The following is a 13,357-nucleotide window of genomic DNA, read 5'->3' on the forward strand; positions in this document are numbered from 1 at the left end:
CAGTGCGCGTGCGCCCCGGATTCACGCCAGTTTGCGCGCGTGACGCCGACCACGCACTTCGCACCCCCACCGCAAGATCATCGGCAACGACGTCACCACCGGGCGGAATATCCCCCTCCACCCTCCTCCGCGAGGTCGCTACAGCAAGATCATCTTTGTTCAACCTTGCACGACATATACGTGATTGTCCTGATCACGGCCAACCGGTTTCCTGGGATTTCTCCCGCCCCACAGCGGGTCGATAGGTATGACGGGCCATCAATCACCCCTTTCCCAGGAGGTTTTCGCATGCCCGACATCACCCGGCGCCACGCTCTCGGGGCCGCCGCGGCACTCGCCGTGACCGTCGGAGCCCCGCTCACCGCGGCGGCCGCGGACGACCACGGCAGCCACGAGGGCCACGGCGACCACGACGGGCATCAGGGGCTCCCGGCCTTCGACGAGGTCTACCGGGGCCGCCGGATACAGGGGCACGCCACCGAGGGCGGCGGTCACCACCACGGCGCCGGGTACGCGGTGTTCGTCGACGGGGCGGAGCTGCACGTGATGCGGAACGCCGACGGCAGCTGGATCAGCGTCGTCAGCCACTACTCCCCCGTGCCGACACCGCGCGCGGCCGCCCGCGCGGCCGTCGACGAGCTCCAGGGCGCCCGGCTCGTCCCCTTCAACTGACGCGCCCACGCCCACGCAGTACTCAGCACGCAGCACGCAGCACGCAGCACGCAGCACCGGAAACACCGCAAGGAGCCGCAGAGCCATGACCATACGCAAGAACCAGGCGACCCTGACCGCCGACGAGAAGCGGCGCTTCGTCGACGCGCTGATCGCGCTGAAGCGCTCCGGCCGCTACGACGAGTTCGTCACCACGCACAACGCGTTCATCCTCGGAGACACGGACAACGGCGAACGCACCGGCCACCGTTCGCCGTCCTTCCTGCCCTGGCACCGCAGATTCCTGCTGGAGTTCGAACGGGCCCTGCAGTCCGTGGACTCCACGGTCGCCCTGCCCTACTGGGACTGGACGGCCGACCGTACGGCGCGTTCCTCCCTCTGGGCGCCGGACTTCCTGGGCGGCACCGGGCGCAGCCGCGACGGGCGGGTGATGGACGGCCCGTTCGCGGCGTCCACGGGAAACTGGCCGATCAACGTGCGCATCGACGGCCGCACCTATCTGCGCCGCGCCCTCGGGAGCGCGGTGCGGCAGTTGCCGACCCGGGCCGAGGTGGACTCCGTGCTCGCCATGTCCACGTACGACATGGCGCCCTGGAACAGTGCCTCGGACGGCTTCCGCAATCACCTGGAGGGCTGGCGGGGCGTGAACCTCCACAACCGGGTGCACGTCTGGGTGGGCGGCCAGATGGGTACCGGGGTCTCCCCCAACGACCCGGTGTTCTGGCTGCACCACGCGTTCGTCGACAAGCTGTGGGCCGACTGGCAGCGGCTGCACCCGAACTCGGCGTATGTACCGGCCGCCGGGACGCCGAACGTGGTCGACCTCGACGAGACGATGAAGCCGTGGGGCGACACGACCCCGGCGGCGCTGCTGGACCACACCCCGCACTACACGTTCGACGCGGCCTGAGGACGTTGTTCCACCGGGGACCTGGGTACTCGCGCGGAGGCGGCCGGGGCGACTCGGCCGCGAACGCAACGCAACCGATGTGAGGGAGGCGCCCGATGACCCAGATCGAGGAGTCCGTCGAGGTCCAGGTCCCCGTGCGGACCGCCTACAACCAGTGGACGCAGTTCGAGACGTTCCCCGAGTTCATGAGCGGGGTCGAGCGGATCGAGCAGCGGTCGGACACGCTGACGCACTGGGTGACCAAGGTGGACGGTGTGCGCCGGGAGTTCGACGCGGAGATCACCGAGCAGATCCCGGACGAGCGGGTCGCGTGGACGACCGTGTCCGGTGAGGCCCGGCAGGCCGGCGTCGTCACCTTCCACCACCTCGCCGAGGGGCGCACGAAGGTGATGCTGCAGATGGAGTTCCAGCCGGAGGGCACCGCCGAGAAGGTGGCCGACAAGCTGGGCGTCGTGAAGCGGCAGACCAAGGGCGACCTGGCGCGCTTCAAGACGTTCATCGAGGAGCGCGGCCGGGAGACCGGGGAGTGGCGCGGCGCCGTCGTGTGACGCGCACGCCCTCCCGTGGCGTCTTCCCCGGGCGGTTACTCGGCCCCGGCCGTCGCCGCCGTACGGCACTCCGGGTGGCCCCAGCCCTGGTCGTTCTTGGCGATGGGCTCACCCGCGGCGTACGGCCGGCCGCACTGGCAGCGGCCGGGGAACTTCGCCTTGATGGTGCGGGACGAGGAGGCGGACGAGCCGGTACGGCCGCCCGGCCTGCCCGGCTTCCCGGACTTCTTCGCCGGTGCGCGGCGGGCCGGGACCGTGTCGGGCGCGGCCGGCGGTTCCGGGGAGCCCAACTCGGTGCCGGCGGGTTCCTGGACGGTGGCCGCCTGGCTCGCCGCGCGGTCGGCGAAGTCGTTGAGGCGGTCGCCGTCGACCTGGTGGGCGGGGACGTAGCGGAACTCCACGGAGCGTCCGGCGAGCAACTCGTCGATGCGGACCACGAGTTCCTGGTTGGCGACCGGCTTGCCGGCGGCCGTGCGCCAGCCGTTGCGCTTCCAGCCGGGCAGCCAGGTGGTGACCGCCTTCATCGCGTACTGGGAGTCCATCCGGATCTCGATCGGGACGGCCGGGTCGGTGGCCGCCAACAACCGCTCCAGCGCGGTGAGTTCGGCGACGTTGTTGGTGGCCCTGCCCAGCGGCCCGGCCTCCCAGCGCGCAGGGATCTCATCGTCCTCGGCCACCACCCAGGCCCAGCCCGCCGGCCCGGGGTTTCCCTTGCAGGCTCCGTCGCAGGCGGCCACAACACGTTCCGACATGCGCTCGATCATGCCATGCCGCGTGTTCCCTCCGGTGCCGGTGACCGCTCAGTCGACGTCCTTGAGCTCCGGCATCCGGCCCTGCGTGCGGGTGACGTCGATGACCGAGAACAACGCGCCCTGCGGGTCGCTCAGCGCGGCGAAGCGGCCGAAGGGGGTGTCCATGGGGCCGAAGCGCAGGACACCGCCCAGCTTCGTGGCCTTGGCGACCGCGTCGTCGCAGTCGGGGACGGTGAAGTACACGTTGATGTACGAGGGCACCTCGGGCGGGAAGTCCTCCGGCGTCATCCTCATCCGGCCGAGGAGCGGGCTCTGACCCAGGTCGAAGACGCGGAAGTCCATGTGCGGGCTGTCGGGGTCGTCCATCTGCTTGGAGCGGTAGGAGAACACGGCCGGGAAGAACGCGTCGGACTTCTCCGGCTCGCGAGTGAAGATCTCGGCCCAGATGTACGCGCCGGGCACGCCCATCGCCTCGAAGCCCTGGTGGACGCCGGCCTGCCAGCCGCCGAAGACGACGCCGTCCGGGGAACGGGCCAGCAGCATGGAGCCGAACTCGCCGACCTTCATCGGCTCCATCAGCACGTCGCCGCCGTTGTCACGGACCTTGGCCGCGGTGGTGTTCACGTCGGACGTGGCGAAGTACAGGCACCAGGCGGACTGGCCCTCCTGGCCGGGCATCGGCGGGACGACCGCGGCCACCGCCTTGCCGTCCGCGTACGCCTGGGTGTAGTTGCCGTACTCGGAGGACGACTCTCCGAAGGTCCAGCCCAGGACCTCGCCGTAGAAGTTCTTGGCGCCCTCGACGTCGCTGAACATCGCGTCGACCCAGCAGGGCGCTCCCTCGGGGTGTGCGGCCATGACTGCCACTCTCCTCGGTTCGGCGGGGGGGTTCCCGGTCTCACGCTAGCCAGGACGGGTCCCGGTCGCGCGCCGAGCGGGACGGAACGCGTGAAACCGGCACGAGTTCCGTCGGGCGGGGCCACGGCCGTGCGCCGTCTGATAATTTCAGCGGCGCTCGCACTCCCGTTCGCCTCTACTCGTGACCCGACTCGTGAGGTGCCGCCATGTCCCGCCGACCGTTCCGACGTACGGCACTGCCGTGCGCCCGGAGCCGGCCGGCACACCCGCTGCTCGTGGCCGCGCTGGCCCTGGCCACGTTCCTGTTGTTCTGCGCGGGCTCGCCCCCGGGTGAGGAGCCCGAACGCCGGGCGCACCCGGTCTCGGCGGGATCGGCGCAGGAGCGGCCGGTATACGAGCGGCCCGTGCAGGAGCGGCCCGTGCAGGGACGATCGGCGGAGGACCGTTCTGACACCGCGCGGACGAGGCACGTGGAACGCGATCCCTGCGGCCACAGCCCCGGCGAGCACGACTGCCACTCCCCCGACCCGGCCGCGGTGCTGGGCCAGATGCCGCTGCCGGGCGCCGATCACACGGCCGCGCCCTGGCAGCCCGCGCCGGCTCCGGCCGCGGTGGCACCGGACGGCGGACGGGAGCCGGGGCGCGCCCGCCCTCCCGATCTCCACGAACTGCAGTTGCTCCGCGTCTAGGCCGACCGCAGGCCGTGACGACACCACCTCTGACGACTCGCAGGACCGCCGTGCCCCGTGCGGGCAGGGCCGGGAGAAGGACACACCCCATGGCTTCATCAAAGTCCAAGGCAAAGAACAGCGCGCCGAAGGGCAGGAACAACAGCCCCAAGGCCAGGGAGACGGCGCGGCGTGCCCGTGTCGAGGAGATACGCAAGGCCGAGCAGGCCCGTGAGCGGCGCATGCGGCTGCTCACCCTAGGCGTCACCGGTGTGATCCTCGCCGGGCTGGTCGGCGGCGGCTGGTACCTGATCGACGCCGCGCAGGGGAAGGAGGAGGCGAAGGCCGCGCCGGTCGAGGGCGTGAAGAGCTGGTCGAAGCTCACCCAGAACCACGTCACCGAGAAGGTCGACTACAAGATGAGCCCGCCCGTGGGCGGCGATCACAACCAGGTGTGGGTCAACTGCGACAAGCAGGTGTACACCAAGGCCGTGCCGAACGAGAACGCGGTGCACGCGCTGGAGCACGGCGCCGTCTGGATCACGTACAACGACAAGGCGGCGAAGGCCGACGTCGAGTCGCTGACCGGCCTCGTGAACAAGACGACGTACACGTTCATGAGTCCCTACGAGGACCAGTCGTCGCCCATCGTGCTGAGCGCCTGGGAGCACCAGTTGAAGGTGGACAAGGCGTCCGACCCGCGGGTGCGCAAGTTCCTCGACAAGTACGTGCAGGGCGAGCAGACACCGGAGCCGGGGGCCGCGTGCACGGGTGGCATGACCCCTTGAACGGGTGGCATGGCCCCTTGATCTGACGGAGCGGGGGCGTCCGGCCGGTCCGGGCGCCCTCGTGGCCGACACGGGTCTTCCGCCCCGGGGCGGGCTGTGCTTGCCTGGGGAACCGTTTTTCGGTGGTCGGGGCGGGAGTCGCCGTATGCGCAAGCCGTGGATCGTGGGACTGGCGGGGGCGGTGCTCGCCGGGCTGCTGCTCGGCGCGTGCGGGGATCCGGAGTCCGCACCGGAGCAGGCGCCGCCGTCGGCAGCGGCACCGGAGGCATCGTCGACCACGCGTCAGCGCGCCGCCACGGCGCCACCCGGCGACGACGCCGCCACAGGCGGCCCCGGCGCCGGCACGGGGGCGGCGAAGCCCGCGCCCGAGGTGCTCTACCTCGGGGACTCCCTCGCCATGGAGAACCAGACCGTCCTCGGCGACCTGTTGAAGGACGACCTCGACGCCCGCTACACCAGCGCCCCCTACTCGGGCACCACCCTGTGCGACTACCTGGAGGGCACCGCAGACCGGTCGCTCGTCCCGCCACGGGACAAGGCGGCCGCGCTGGTGCGGCGGCTGCGCCCGGACTATGTGGTCCTGCAGTTCTGGGGCAACGCCTGGGACTACACGCCCTGCATGGACGGTGTCACCTACGACAAGGCCCGCGCCGAGTACTTCCGGCGGTACGCGGCCGCCGCCGAGCAGCTCACCGACCAGATCGCGAACGCGGGCGGCGAACACCGGCCGACGATCGTGTGGGTGCTCCAGGGCCCGGACCCGATGACCCCGGACCGGGTCCGCCGGGTGAACGCCCTGTACGGCAAGCAGGCCGAGAGCTCGGGTGATCTGGTCGCGGACGCCGGCAAGGCCGTCAGCCCGGCCGCCGACCGCTACACCTGGGCCCAGTACCTGCCGTGCACCGCCTACGAACGCGAGCACGACGGCTACTGCACCCAGCCCGGCCGGGACCGCACCGCGCTCCACCACGACAAGGACTACCTGCACTTCTGCCTGGCTCCGACGACGTCCGAGCCCAAGCCGTGCCCGGTCCGGTCCCCGGGGATCACGCGGATGGCCAGGGAGATCACCCGAGCCATCGCCGACGCGCGTACCGACCGGTCCTAGGGGTTTCGCCCGGGAGGCCGCTCAGACCCGCTGGGACGTGGGCTCGTCGTCGCCCGTGCCCTCGCCGTTCGCCGCATCCGCCTCCGGCGTGGCGGCCGCCTCCGCCTCCTGCTGCCTCTTCGCCGCCCACAGGCTCGTCACCGTCGTCACCGCGAGGACCAGGACGATGAAGCCGAGGGAGAAGGGGATGGAGATCTCCGGGACGTGGACGCCGGACTCGTGCAGTGCGTGCAGGATGAGCTTGACGCCGATGAAGCCGAGGATGATCGACAGGCCGTAGGAGAGGTGGACGAGCCTCTTCAGCAGGCCGCCGATGAGGAAGTACAGCTGCCTCAGGCCCATCAGGGCGAACGCGTTGGCGGTGAAGACGATGTACGGGTCCTGGGTGAGGCCGTAGATCGCGGGGATGGAGTCGAGGGCGAAGAGGACGTCCGTGGAGCCGATGGCGAGCATCACGACGAGCATCGGCGTCATGACGCGCTTGCCGTTCTCCTCGATCCACAGCTTGGTGCCGTGGTACCGGTCGGCCACCCCGAACCGCTTCTCCACCGCCTTGAGGAGCTTGTTCTCCTCGTACTCCTCCTCGTGGCTGCCCTTGCGGGCGTCCTCGACCAGCTTCCACGCGGTGTAGATCAGGAACGCGCCGAAGATGTAGAAGACCCAGGAGAAGCTGGAGATGATCGCCGCGCCCGCCGCGATGAAGATCGCGCGGAGCACCAGTGCCATGAGGACGCCGACCATGAGCACGCGCTGCTGGTACTGCGAGGGCACCGCGAACTTCGCCATGATCAGGACGAAGACGAAGAGGTTGTCGACGCTCAGGGACTTCTCGGTGATGAAGCCCGCGAAGAACTCTCCCGCGGGTTTGCCCCCGCCGACGGCGAGCACGCCCAGGCCGAACGCGATGGCCAGGGCGATCCAGACAGCCGACCAGATGCCGGCCTCCTTGATCGACACGTCGTGGGGTTTACGGCCGATGAAGAAGTCGACGGCGACCAGTACGCACAGGGCGACGACGGTCAGCAGCCAGGTGGTCAGGGAGACGTTCACTGTTCCTCCGGGTAACAGGTGGTGCAGAGGAAAGCCTCACGGGCGTCCTTCGCATCCGCTACCCGGCGCAGGTAAAGATTGACCGAATTTCTTGTGCGCTCCCTGGTGGGAGGCCTGTCGCGGAGGCCTCCCAGCAGGGCGCGAGGGGGTACGGGGACGGCTACTCGCCCGCGTGCGCCTTGCGCAGGGCGGCGAGGTCGAACTTCCCCATCGCCATGAACGCCGCGGTCACCCGGGCCGCCTTCTGCGGATCGGAGTCGCTGATCATGTCGATGAGTTCGGCGGGCACGACCTGCCAGGAGACTCCGAACCGGTCCTTGAGCCAGCCGCACGGGCCCGGCTCGCCGCCCTCGGTGAGGCTGTTCCAGTAGTAGTCGATCTCGTCCTGGTCGGCGCAGAGGATCTGGAAGGAGATGGCCTCGGTGAACTTGAACTCCGGGCCGCCGTTCAACGCCACGAACTGCTGGCCGTTGGCCGCGAACTCCACCGTGAGTACGGAACCGGCCGGCTGGGGCGCGCCCTCGCCGTAGTGGGTGACCCGGCCGAGCCGGGAGTTCTTGAAGACCGAGACGTAGTGGGCTGCCGCCTCCTCGGCCTGGCCGTCGAACCACAGGCAGGTGGTGAAGCCTTCGCTGGACATGTGCGCCTCCTCCGGCGGGGTGTGTCGTCTGCTGTGTCGACCGATCCTGGTCCGGAAACTCATCGGTGGCGCGGGCACGAGATGCGCCGGGTGGGGGCGAGCCGGCGGCGCTCTGCTGTCGGCGAATCTGCCGTGGGCAGAGAAAGGCCAGGTGAGGGCCGGTCGACGGGGAGGCTGGAGTCAGCGGCCACCACGGTCGCGTTCACCCACCGGGAGGAACCATGGCTCCACTCGTCACCGGCCGGCCCCCGCTGCCCGTCCCGCGCGCGGAGGAGGGTGACACCCCGCCCTCGCGCTTCGACGACCATCTCGCCGCGCAGCTCCTCGCCCAGCGGATCGTCTTCCTCGGCACCCAGGTCGACGAGACCTCCGCCAACCGGGTGTGCGCCCAGTTGCTGCTGCTGTCGGCGGAGGACCCGCGCACCGACATCAGCCTCTACATCAACAGCCCCGGCGGTTCGGTGACTGCGGGTCTCGCCATCTACGACACGATGCGGCTGATCCCGAACGACGTGTCCACGCTGGCGATGGGCTTCGCGGCGAGCATGGGCCAGTTCCTGCTGACCGTCGGCGCCCGCGGCAAGCGGTTCGCGCTGCCCAACGCGCGGATCATGATGCACCAGCCGTCGGCGGGCATCGGCGGCACCACCGCGGACATCGAGATCCAGGCGGAGAACCTGGACTTCACCAAGCGGGCCATCGAACGGATCACCGCGGAGCACACCGGGCAGACCGAGGAGACGGTCTCCCGGGACGGCGACCGCGACCGCTGGTTCACGGCCGAACAGGCCAGGGAGTACGGGATGGTCGACCGGGTCGTCGAGTCGCTCGACGACGTACGGCCGGCCTCCTCGCGTCGACGGATCGGACTGCAGTGATGGGGACGTACACGATTCCGAACGTGGTCGAGCGGACCGCGCAGGGCGAACGGTCCTACGACGTCTTCAGCCGGCTGCTGTCCGAGCGGATCGTCTTCCTCGGCACGGAGATCGACGACGGCGTGGCGAACGTCGTCATCGCGCAACTGCTGCATCTGGAGGCGGCGATGCCGGACCGCGAGATCTCCGTCTACATCAACTCGCCCGGCGGCTCGTTCACTTCGCTGATGGCGATCTACGACACGATGTCGTACGTACGGGCGCCGATCTCGACGCTCTGTGTGGGGCAGGCGGCCTCGACGGCGGCGGTGCTGCTGGCGGGCGGGGACCCGGGGCGGCGCTTCGTGCTGGAGCACGCTCGGGTCCTGTTGGGCCAGCCGGCGAGCGGGGGCCGCCAGGGAACCGTCTCCGACCTCGCCCTCCAGGCCAAGGAGATGGTGCGGATCCGGGCACAGGTCGAGCGCGTGCTCGCGCGGCACACGGGGCGCGAAGTGGCCGAACTGCGGGCCGACATGGACCGGGACAAGGTGTTCACGGCGGAGGAGGCGGTCGGGTACGGGCTGGCCGACGAGGTGTTGAGCCGGCGGCCCGTGGGGGTGTGAGGCCCGCACCCGATCCCGGTCAGGCCACCAGGCACAGGCCGTCGTAGGAGGCCTTGGGCGTACTGCGGGTCAGTTCGGTCTGGGCCAGGGAGAGCAGGTCGCCCAGGCCGAGGCCCAGGGCCTGGGCCGCTGCCGCGAGGACCTCCGACGAGGCCTCCTTGCGGCCGCGTTCCACCTCGGAGAGGTACGGCATCGAGATGCGGGCCGTGTCGGCGACGTCCTTCAGGGTGCGCTCCTGGGCCAGACGCTCACGGCGCAGCACGTCGCCGACGAGGTCGCGCCACAGGGGTTCCCTGGCGGGTGGGCCGGTCGGCGGGGCCGGGCGCAGGGGGATGACTCGGGCTTCGTTCGACGCGTGTTGGCTCACCTCTCCAGCCTAGGAACGGCGCGCAGGAGGGCAAGGGGGTGGTGTTCCGCCCTGAGGGGAATCCGGTTCCGCCCCGGGTGTCACTGGCCGATACGGCCGTCGATGCGTTCGCGCAGGAGGTCGGCGTGGCCGTTGTGGCGGGCGTACTCCTCGATCAGGTGGACCAGCACCTCGCGCAGGGCGATCGGCTCACCGTCGTGGTGTCCGGTGACGGACAGGTCGGGGGCGGCGACCACGAGGCGCTCGGCGAAATCGACCTCGGCGCGCCAGGTCCGCCAGGCGTCGGCGACGGCCTCGGGGTCGGCGACGGCGTCGTTGAAGTCCGCGTCGGGGTCCTCGCCGGCGCGGTAGTGGCGAGGCTCCGGCCGGCCCGCCAACGCCTCGCGGAACCAGTACTGTTCCACGCCGGCCAGGTGGCGTACGAGCCCGAGCAGCGACATGTTCGACGGCGGCACCGAGCGGCGGGCCAGCGCCTCGGCGTCGAGGCCGGCGCACTTCAGTTCCAGGGTGAGCCGTTGGTCGCGCAAGTACCCGACGAGCGTGGCCCGTTCCCCGTCGAACCCTCCTTCGCCGCGCGGGTCCTCGTCGGGGCCGACGAATCGGTCGCCCCACCCGGTCTTCCGCTCCGGCAGCGGTTGTTCGTCGGTCCGCGTCCCACGGTGGTCGGTCATGCGGAGGAGCATCGGCCGTCTCCGGGGCGGTCCGCCACCGGTTTTCCGTCGGGCCGGCGCGTCCCGGCACCGAGAGCCGACTGAATTCGCTGTGTGCTCCCGTGCAACCTTCGCCCCTGATCGGCCGTCAAACAGGGCGCCGGACAAGGAACGGGCCCTTTCCGGACACCCCCGCGCTGCCCGGCCATTTTTTACTGTCTGGAGCCGAATATGCGCAAGAATCGTTCGACAGCCCTCGCCGCAGCCACCTTTCTTCTCGTCTCGGGTGCGGCGATCATCGCCGCGCCGTCCGCGTACGCGGGGGTGCCCGGCAGCACGCAGGCCAGTGACCGCAACAGCGACTTCAACGGCGACGGATTCGAGGACGTCCTCGTCGGCGCACCCGGTGCGACGGTCAGCGGCAAGAGCGGCGCGGGCCTGGTGACCGTGCAGTACGGCTCGGCCAGAGGCATCGGCACGAGCGACGTGGCCCGGTTCAGCCAGTCGACCTCGGGGGTCGCGGGCGCGGCCGAGGCGGGCGACGGCTTCGGCCGGGCGGTGGCCACCGGCGACCTGGACGGCGACGGGTTCGACGACGCCGTGGTCGGCATCCCCGGGGAGGACCTCGGCGCCCTGAAGGACGCGGGTGGGGCGGCCATCCTGTGGGGCTCGAAGGCCGGGCTGACGGGCGCCGCGAGCGACTGGCTGGAGACCGTGGAACCCGCCGCCGGCGAGCGGTTCGGCCTCGGTCTCGCCGCCGCGCGCTTCACCGCCGAGACGGAGGGGGACCTCCTCGCCGTCCTCGACGGCTACGACGTGGAGCTGTTCGCGTACGACGCGGCGGCCCGCGCCTCGATGCGCCGGGAGTCCACCCAGCGGCTCGACACGAAGTCCGGCGAGGCCCGCCAGATCGCCGCCAAGTCCCTGACCACGGGCGACTACGACAAGAACGGCTTCGCCGACCTCGTCGTGTCGGGACTCAGCGTCGGTGACGAACCCGGTCACGGCTGGTCCACGTATCTGTCGGGGAACGCCGACGGGCTGACGTACGAGCGTGATCTGCGCGGCGGCCCGGTGGCGGCGTCCGGTGACATCAACGGCGACGGGTACGACGACCTGGTGACCGGTGAGCCCAACTCCCCGGACGACCAGCCCGGCGAGACCATGACGGGCGGTCTGGTGGGCGTACGGCTCGGCGGTCCGGACGGACCGGCGGCCGAGCCGGACTGGTGGGTGCAGGACTCCGACGGCGTGCCCGGTGTCGCCGAAGCCGGTGACGGCTGGGGTTCGGACCTGTCGGTCGCGGACACCGACGGGGACGGATACGCGGACGTGGCGATCGGGGCCACGGGCGAGGACATCGGCACGGTGCAGGACGCCGGTGCCGTGTGGGTGCTGCGCGGCTCGGCCTCCGGTCTGACCTCGACCGGAGCCAGGTCGTGGGACCAGAACTCGACGGACGTGCCGGGCGCGGCCGAGAAGGGCGACAAGTGGGGCGCCCAGGTCCGGCTGACCGACCCGAACGCCGACGGCCGCTTCGGACTGCTGGCCGCCGCGCCGGGCGAGAACACGAACGACGGGCACGTCTGGGTGCTCTCGGCGGGCTCGGGCGGCATCACGGCGTCGGGGTCGTGGACGTACAACGCCGCTTCGCTCGGGGCGCCCGCCGTGGACGCGCTGTTCGGGTCGGCGATCGACGAGTGATACGGACGGCCCGGGGCCTGCCGGACCTGATGGACCGGCGGTTCCCCGGGCCTCCGGGCGGGCCCTGGAAACTAGGGGGTGACCGGCTCCGGAACGTCGTGGAGGGACGCCGACCCGGTGGTCGTGGTGCCGTCCGGCGGGGAGTCCGCGCTCTCGGGGCTCTCCGGCTCCGGCTCGGGGGCGGAGGTGGAGGGGGTCACCGGGGACGACGAGGGACACGGGCTGACCGTCCCCTCCGCCTCGGTCGAGGGGCACGGTTCGGGCGACTCGGTGGGCGGTTCCTCGGAGAACGACGTGGACGCCGACGGGGAGGGCTGGTCGCCGGGCGGGGTGGTCTTCTTGTCCTTGCCGCCGGTGTCGCCGGCGGGGCGGGTGAACCAGTCGTCGCGGTCGGGGTCGTAGAGGACGAACACGTTGATGACCACCGTCGAGGGCTCGACCACCACCACGCTCTGGGGCCGGTACGAGGGCCAGGAGTCGCCCTTCGGCTCCGGTGTGGTCTTCAGCGCGACCGGCGGCTTCAGGGGGTTGCCGCAGGCGCAGCGCACCCGGGGCACCCCACGGTCGTCGACGAGAACGGCGGTGCCGGCCTGGAGGACGGCCTGGTAACTGGTGGCGGCGCCGTCGCGGTAGCCGTGGTTGGTGACACGGGTGTCCATGCGCAGCTGCACCGGGGTGAGCGAACGCAGATAGGCGGGTACGCCGGAGGAGTCGACGCCGGCGACGGCGGCGAACGCGTCGTTCTTGGCGGGGTTGGCCCGGAGCACGTCGACCTGCTTCTCGACGTCGCAGCTGGCGACGTTGCGGGTGCCGCCGTAGAGGCCGGCGGCCGCACCGTCCACGGCACGGGTCACGTTGGCCGGTTCCGACGGGGTCGGTGTCGCCGTGGGGGTTTCGGACGGGGTGGAACTGTCGGTCGCCGTCGACTCGGTGAACGGGTCGGGGCCGGACTTGCCGGCGGCCTGGAGGAAGACCTCGCCGTCCGCCGAGCCGCCCGAGTCGTCGGAGCGGGTGAGGACGACGACCAGGACCACGGCGACGGCGGCCGCGACGACCATGAGGGCGATACGGGGAGCTGACCGCCACCACGGACGACCGGGACCCACGGGCCCCGCCCCGGAGCCGCCGGAGGCCCCACCCGGCCCACCGGGCCCCTCGGGAC

At 71.1% G+C, this 13,357-nt stretch carries 16 protein-coding genes; 9 read left to right on the top strand and 7 right to left on the bottom strand.

What is annotated here, in order from left to right:
- The first annotated feature begins 288 nt into the window (after nt 1-288).
- The 3 genes from melC1 (at nt 289) to P1P70_RS07275 (ending at nt 2,130) form a co-directional block, all read left to right on the top strand.
- Complete coding sequence (gene melC1, locus P1P70_RS07265; protein WP_319235561.1) at nt 289-672, top strand: apotyrosinase chaperone MelC1; 384 nt, start codon at nt 289-291, stop codon at nt 670-672.
- 85 nt (nt 673-757) lie between these two features.
- Nucleotides 758-1,582: a tyrosinase MelC2 gene (gene melC2 / locus P1P70_RS07270; protein WP_319235562.1), complete on the top strand. Its 825-nt coding sequence runs from the start codon at nt 758-760 to the stop codon at nt 1,580-1,582.
- A 95-nt stretch (nt 1,583-1,677) separates the two neighbouring features.
- A complete protein-coding gene (locus tag P1P70_RS07275) occupies nt 1,678-2,130 on the top strand; it encodes an SRPBCC family protein (RefSeq protein WP_319235565.1) in 453 nt (150 codons plus the stop codon).
- A gap of 35 nt (nt 2,131-2,165) precedes the next feature.
- Here the strand turns inward: P1P70_RS07275 and P1P70_RS07280 are convergent, their stop codons facing one another.
- Together P1P70_RS07280 and P1P70_RS07285 are read right to left on the bottom strand one after the other, a co-directional pair.
- Nucleotides 2,166-2,894 (bottom strand): ribonuclease H, encoded by a 729-nt coding sequence (locus P1P70_RS07280; protein ID WP_319235567.1) that lies wholly within the window; start codon nt 2,892-2,894, stop codon nt 2,166-2,168.
- Nucleotides 2,895-2,930: 36 nt separating this feature from the next.
- A complete protein-coding gene (locus P1P70_RS07285) occupies nt 2,931-3,740 on the bottom strand; it encodes a VOC family protein (protein ID WP_319235569.1) in 810 nt (269 codons plus the stop codon).
- A gap of 206 nt (nt 3,741-3,946) precedes the next feature.
- Here P1P70_RS07285 and P1P70_RS07290 point away from each other — a divergent pair, with 206 nt between their 5' ends.
- The 3 genes from P1P70_RS07290 to P1P70_RS07300 all read left to right on the top strand — a co-directional run bounded on the left by P1P70_RS07290 (nt 3,947) and on the right by P1P70_RS07300 (nt 6,304).
- Nucleotides 3,947-4,429, top strand: coding sequence for a DUF6153 family protein (locus P1P70_RS07290; protein ID WP_319235570.1), 483 nt, complete (start codon nt 3,947-3,949; stop codon nt 4,427-4,429).
- Between the two features lie 89 nt (nt 4,430-4,518).
- Nucleotides 4,519-5,196 (top strand): DUF3105 domain-containing protein, encoded by a 678-nt coding sequence (locus P1P70_RS07295; RefSeq protein ID WP_319235571.1) that lies wholly within the window; start codon nt 4,519-4,521, stop codon nt 5,194-5,196.
- A 145-nt stretch (nt 5,197-5,341) separates the two neighbouring features.
- Complete coding sequence (locus P1P70_RS07300; protein ID WP_319235572.1) at nt 5,342-6,304, top strand: SGNH/GDSL hydrolase family protein; 963 nt, start codon at nt 5,342-5,344, stop codon at nt 6,302-6,304.
- A 21-nt stretch (nt 6,305-6,325) separates the two neighbouring features.
- On the opposite strand, the gene P1P70_RS07305 is transcribed toward P1P70_RS07300, so the two are convergent.
- Together P1P70_RS07305 and P1P70_RS07310 are read right to left on the bottom strand one after the other, a co-directional pair.
- Nucleotides 6,326-7,354, bottom strand: a complete 1,029-nt coding sequence (locus P1P70_RS07305; protein ID WP_319235574.1) for a TerC family protein — start codon at nt 7,352-7,354, stop codon at nt 6,326-6,328.
- Between the two features lie 160 nt (nt 7,355-7,514).
- Nucleotides 7,515-7,994 carry a VOC family protein gene (locus tag P1P70_RS07310; RefSeq protein WP_319235575.1) on the bottom strand — a complete coding sequence of 160 codons (480 nt, stop codon included), beginning with the start codon at nt 7,992-7,994 and terminating at the stop codon, nt 7,515-7,517.
- A 221-nt stretch (nt 7,995-8,215) separates the two neighbouring features.
- On the opposite strand from P1P70_RS07310, the gene P1P70_RS07315 reads away from it, so the two are divergent.
- Together P1P70_RS07315 and P1P70_RS07320 are read left to right on the top strand one after the other, a co-directional pair.
- A complete protein-coding gene (locus tag P1P70_RS07315) occupies nt 8,216-8,872 on the top strand; it encodes an ATP-dependent Clp protease proteolytic subunit (RefSeq protein ID WP_319235577.1) in 657 nt (218 codons plus the stop codon).
- Nucleotides 8,872-9,474, top strand: coding sequence for an ATP-dependent Clp protease proteolytic subunit (locus P1P70_RS07320; RefSeq protein WP_319235579.1), 603 nt, complete (start codon nt 8,872-8,874; stop codon nt 9,472-9,474). Before P1P70_RS07315 ends, P1P70_RS07320 begins: the two co-directional genes overlap by 1 nt.
- A 19-nt stretch (nt 9,475-9,493) precedes the next feature.
- Here the strand turns inward: P1P70_RS07320 and P1P70_RS07325 are convergent, their stop codons facing one another.
- Together P1P70_RS07325 and P1P70_RS07330 are read right to left on the bottom strand one after the other, a co-directional pair.
- Nucleotides 9,494-9,841 carry a helix-turn-helix transcriptional regulator gene (locus P1P70_RS07325; RefSeq protein ID WP_319235581.1) on the bottom strand — a complete coding sequence of 116 codons (348 nt, stop codon included), beginning with the start codon at nt 9,839-9,841 and terminating at the stop codon, nt 9,494-9,496.
- 80 nt (nt 9,842-9,921) lie between these two features.
- Complete coding sequence (locus P1P70_RS07330; RefSeq protein WP_319235583.1) at nt 9,922-10,512, bottom strand: DinB family protein; 591 nt, start codon at nt 10,510-10,512, stop codon at nt 9,922-9,924.
- A gap of 210 nt (nt 10,513-10,722) precedes the next feature.
- Between P1P70_RS07330 and P1P70_RS07335 the strand changes: the two genes are divergently transcribed.
- Complete coding sequence (locus P1P70_RS07335) at nt 10,723-12,195, top strand: FG-GAP-like repeat-containing protein (protein ID WP_319235585.1); 1,473 nt, start codon at nt 10,723-10,725, stop codon at nt 12,193-12,195.
- Between the two features lie 71 nt (nt 12,196-12,266).
- Here P1P70_RS07335 and P1P70_RS07340 read toward each other — a convergent pair.
- Nucleotides 12,267-13,357: DUF6777 domain-containing protein (locus P1P70_RS07340; protein ID WP_319235587.1), on the bottom strand; the 1,091-nt coding region annotated here is incomplete at its 5' end.

The sequence above is a fragment of the Streptomyces sp. MB09-02B genome (assembly GCF_033794485.1).
Lineage (GTDB): Bacteria > Actinomycetota > Actinomycetes > Streptomycetales > Streptomycetaceae > Streptomyces.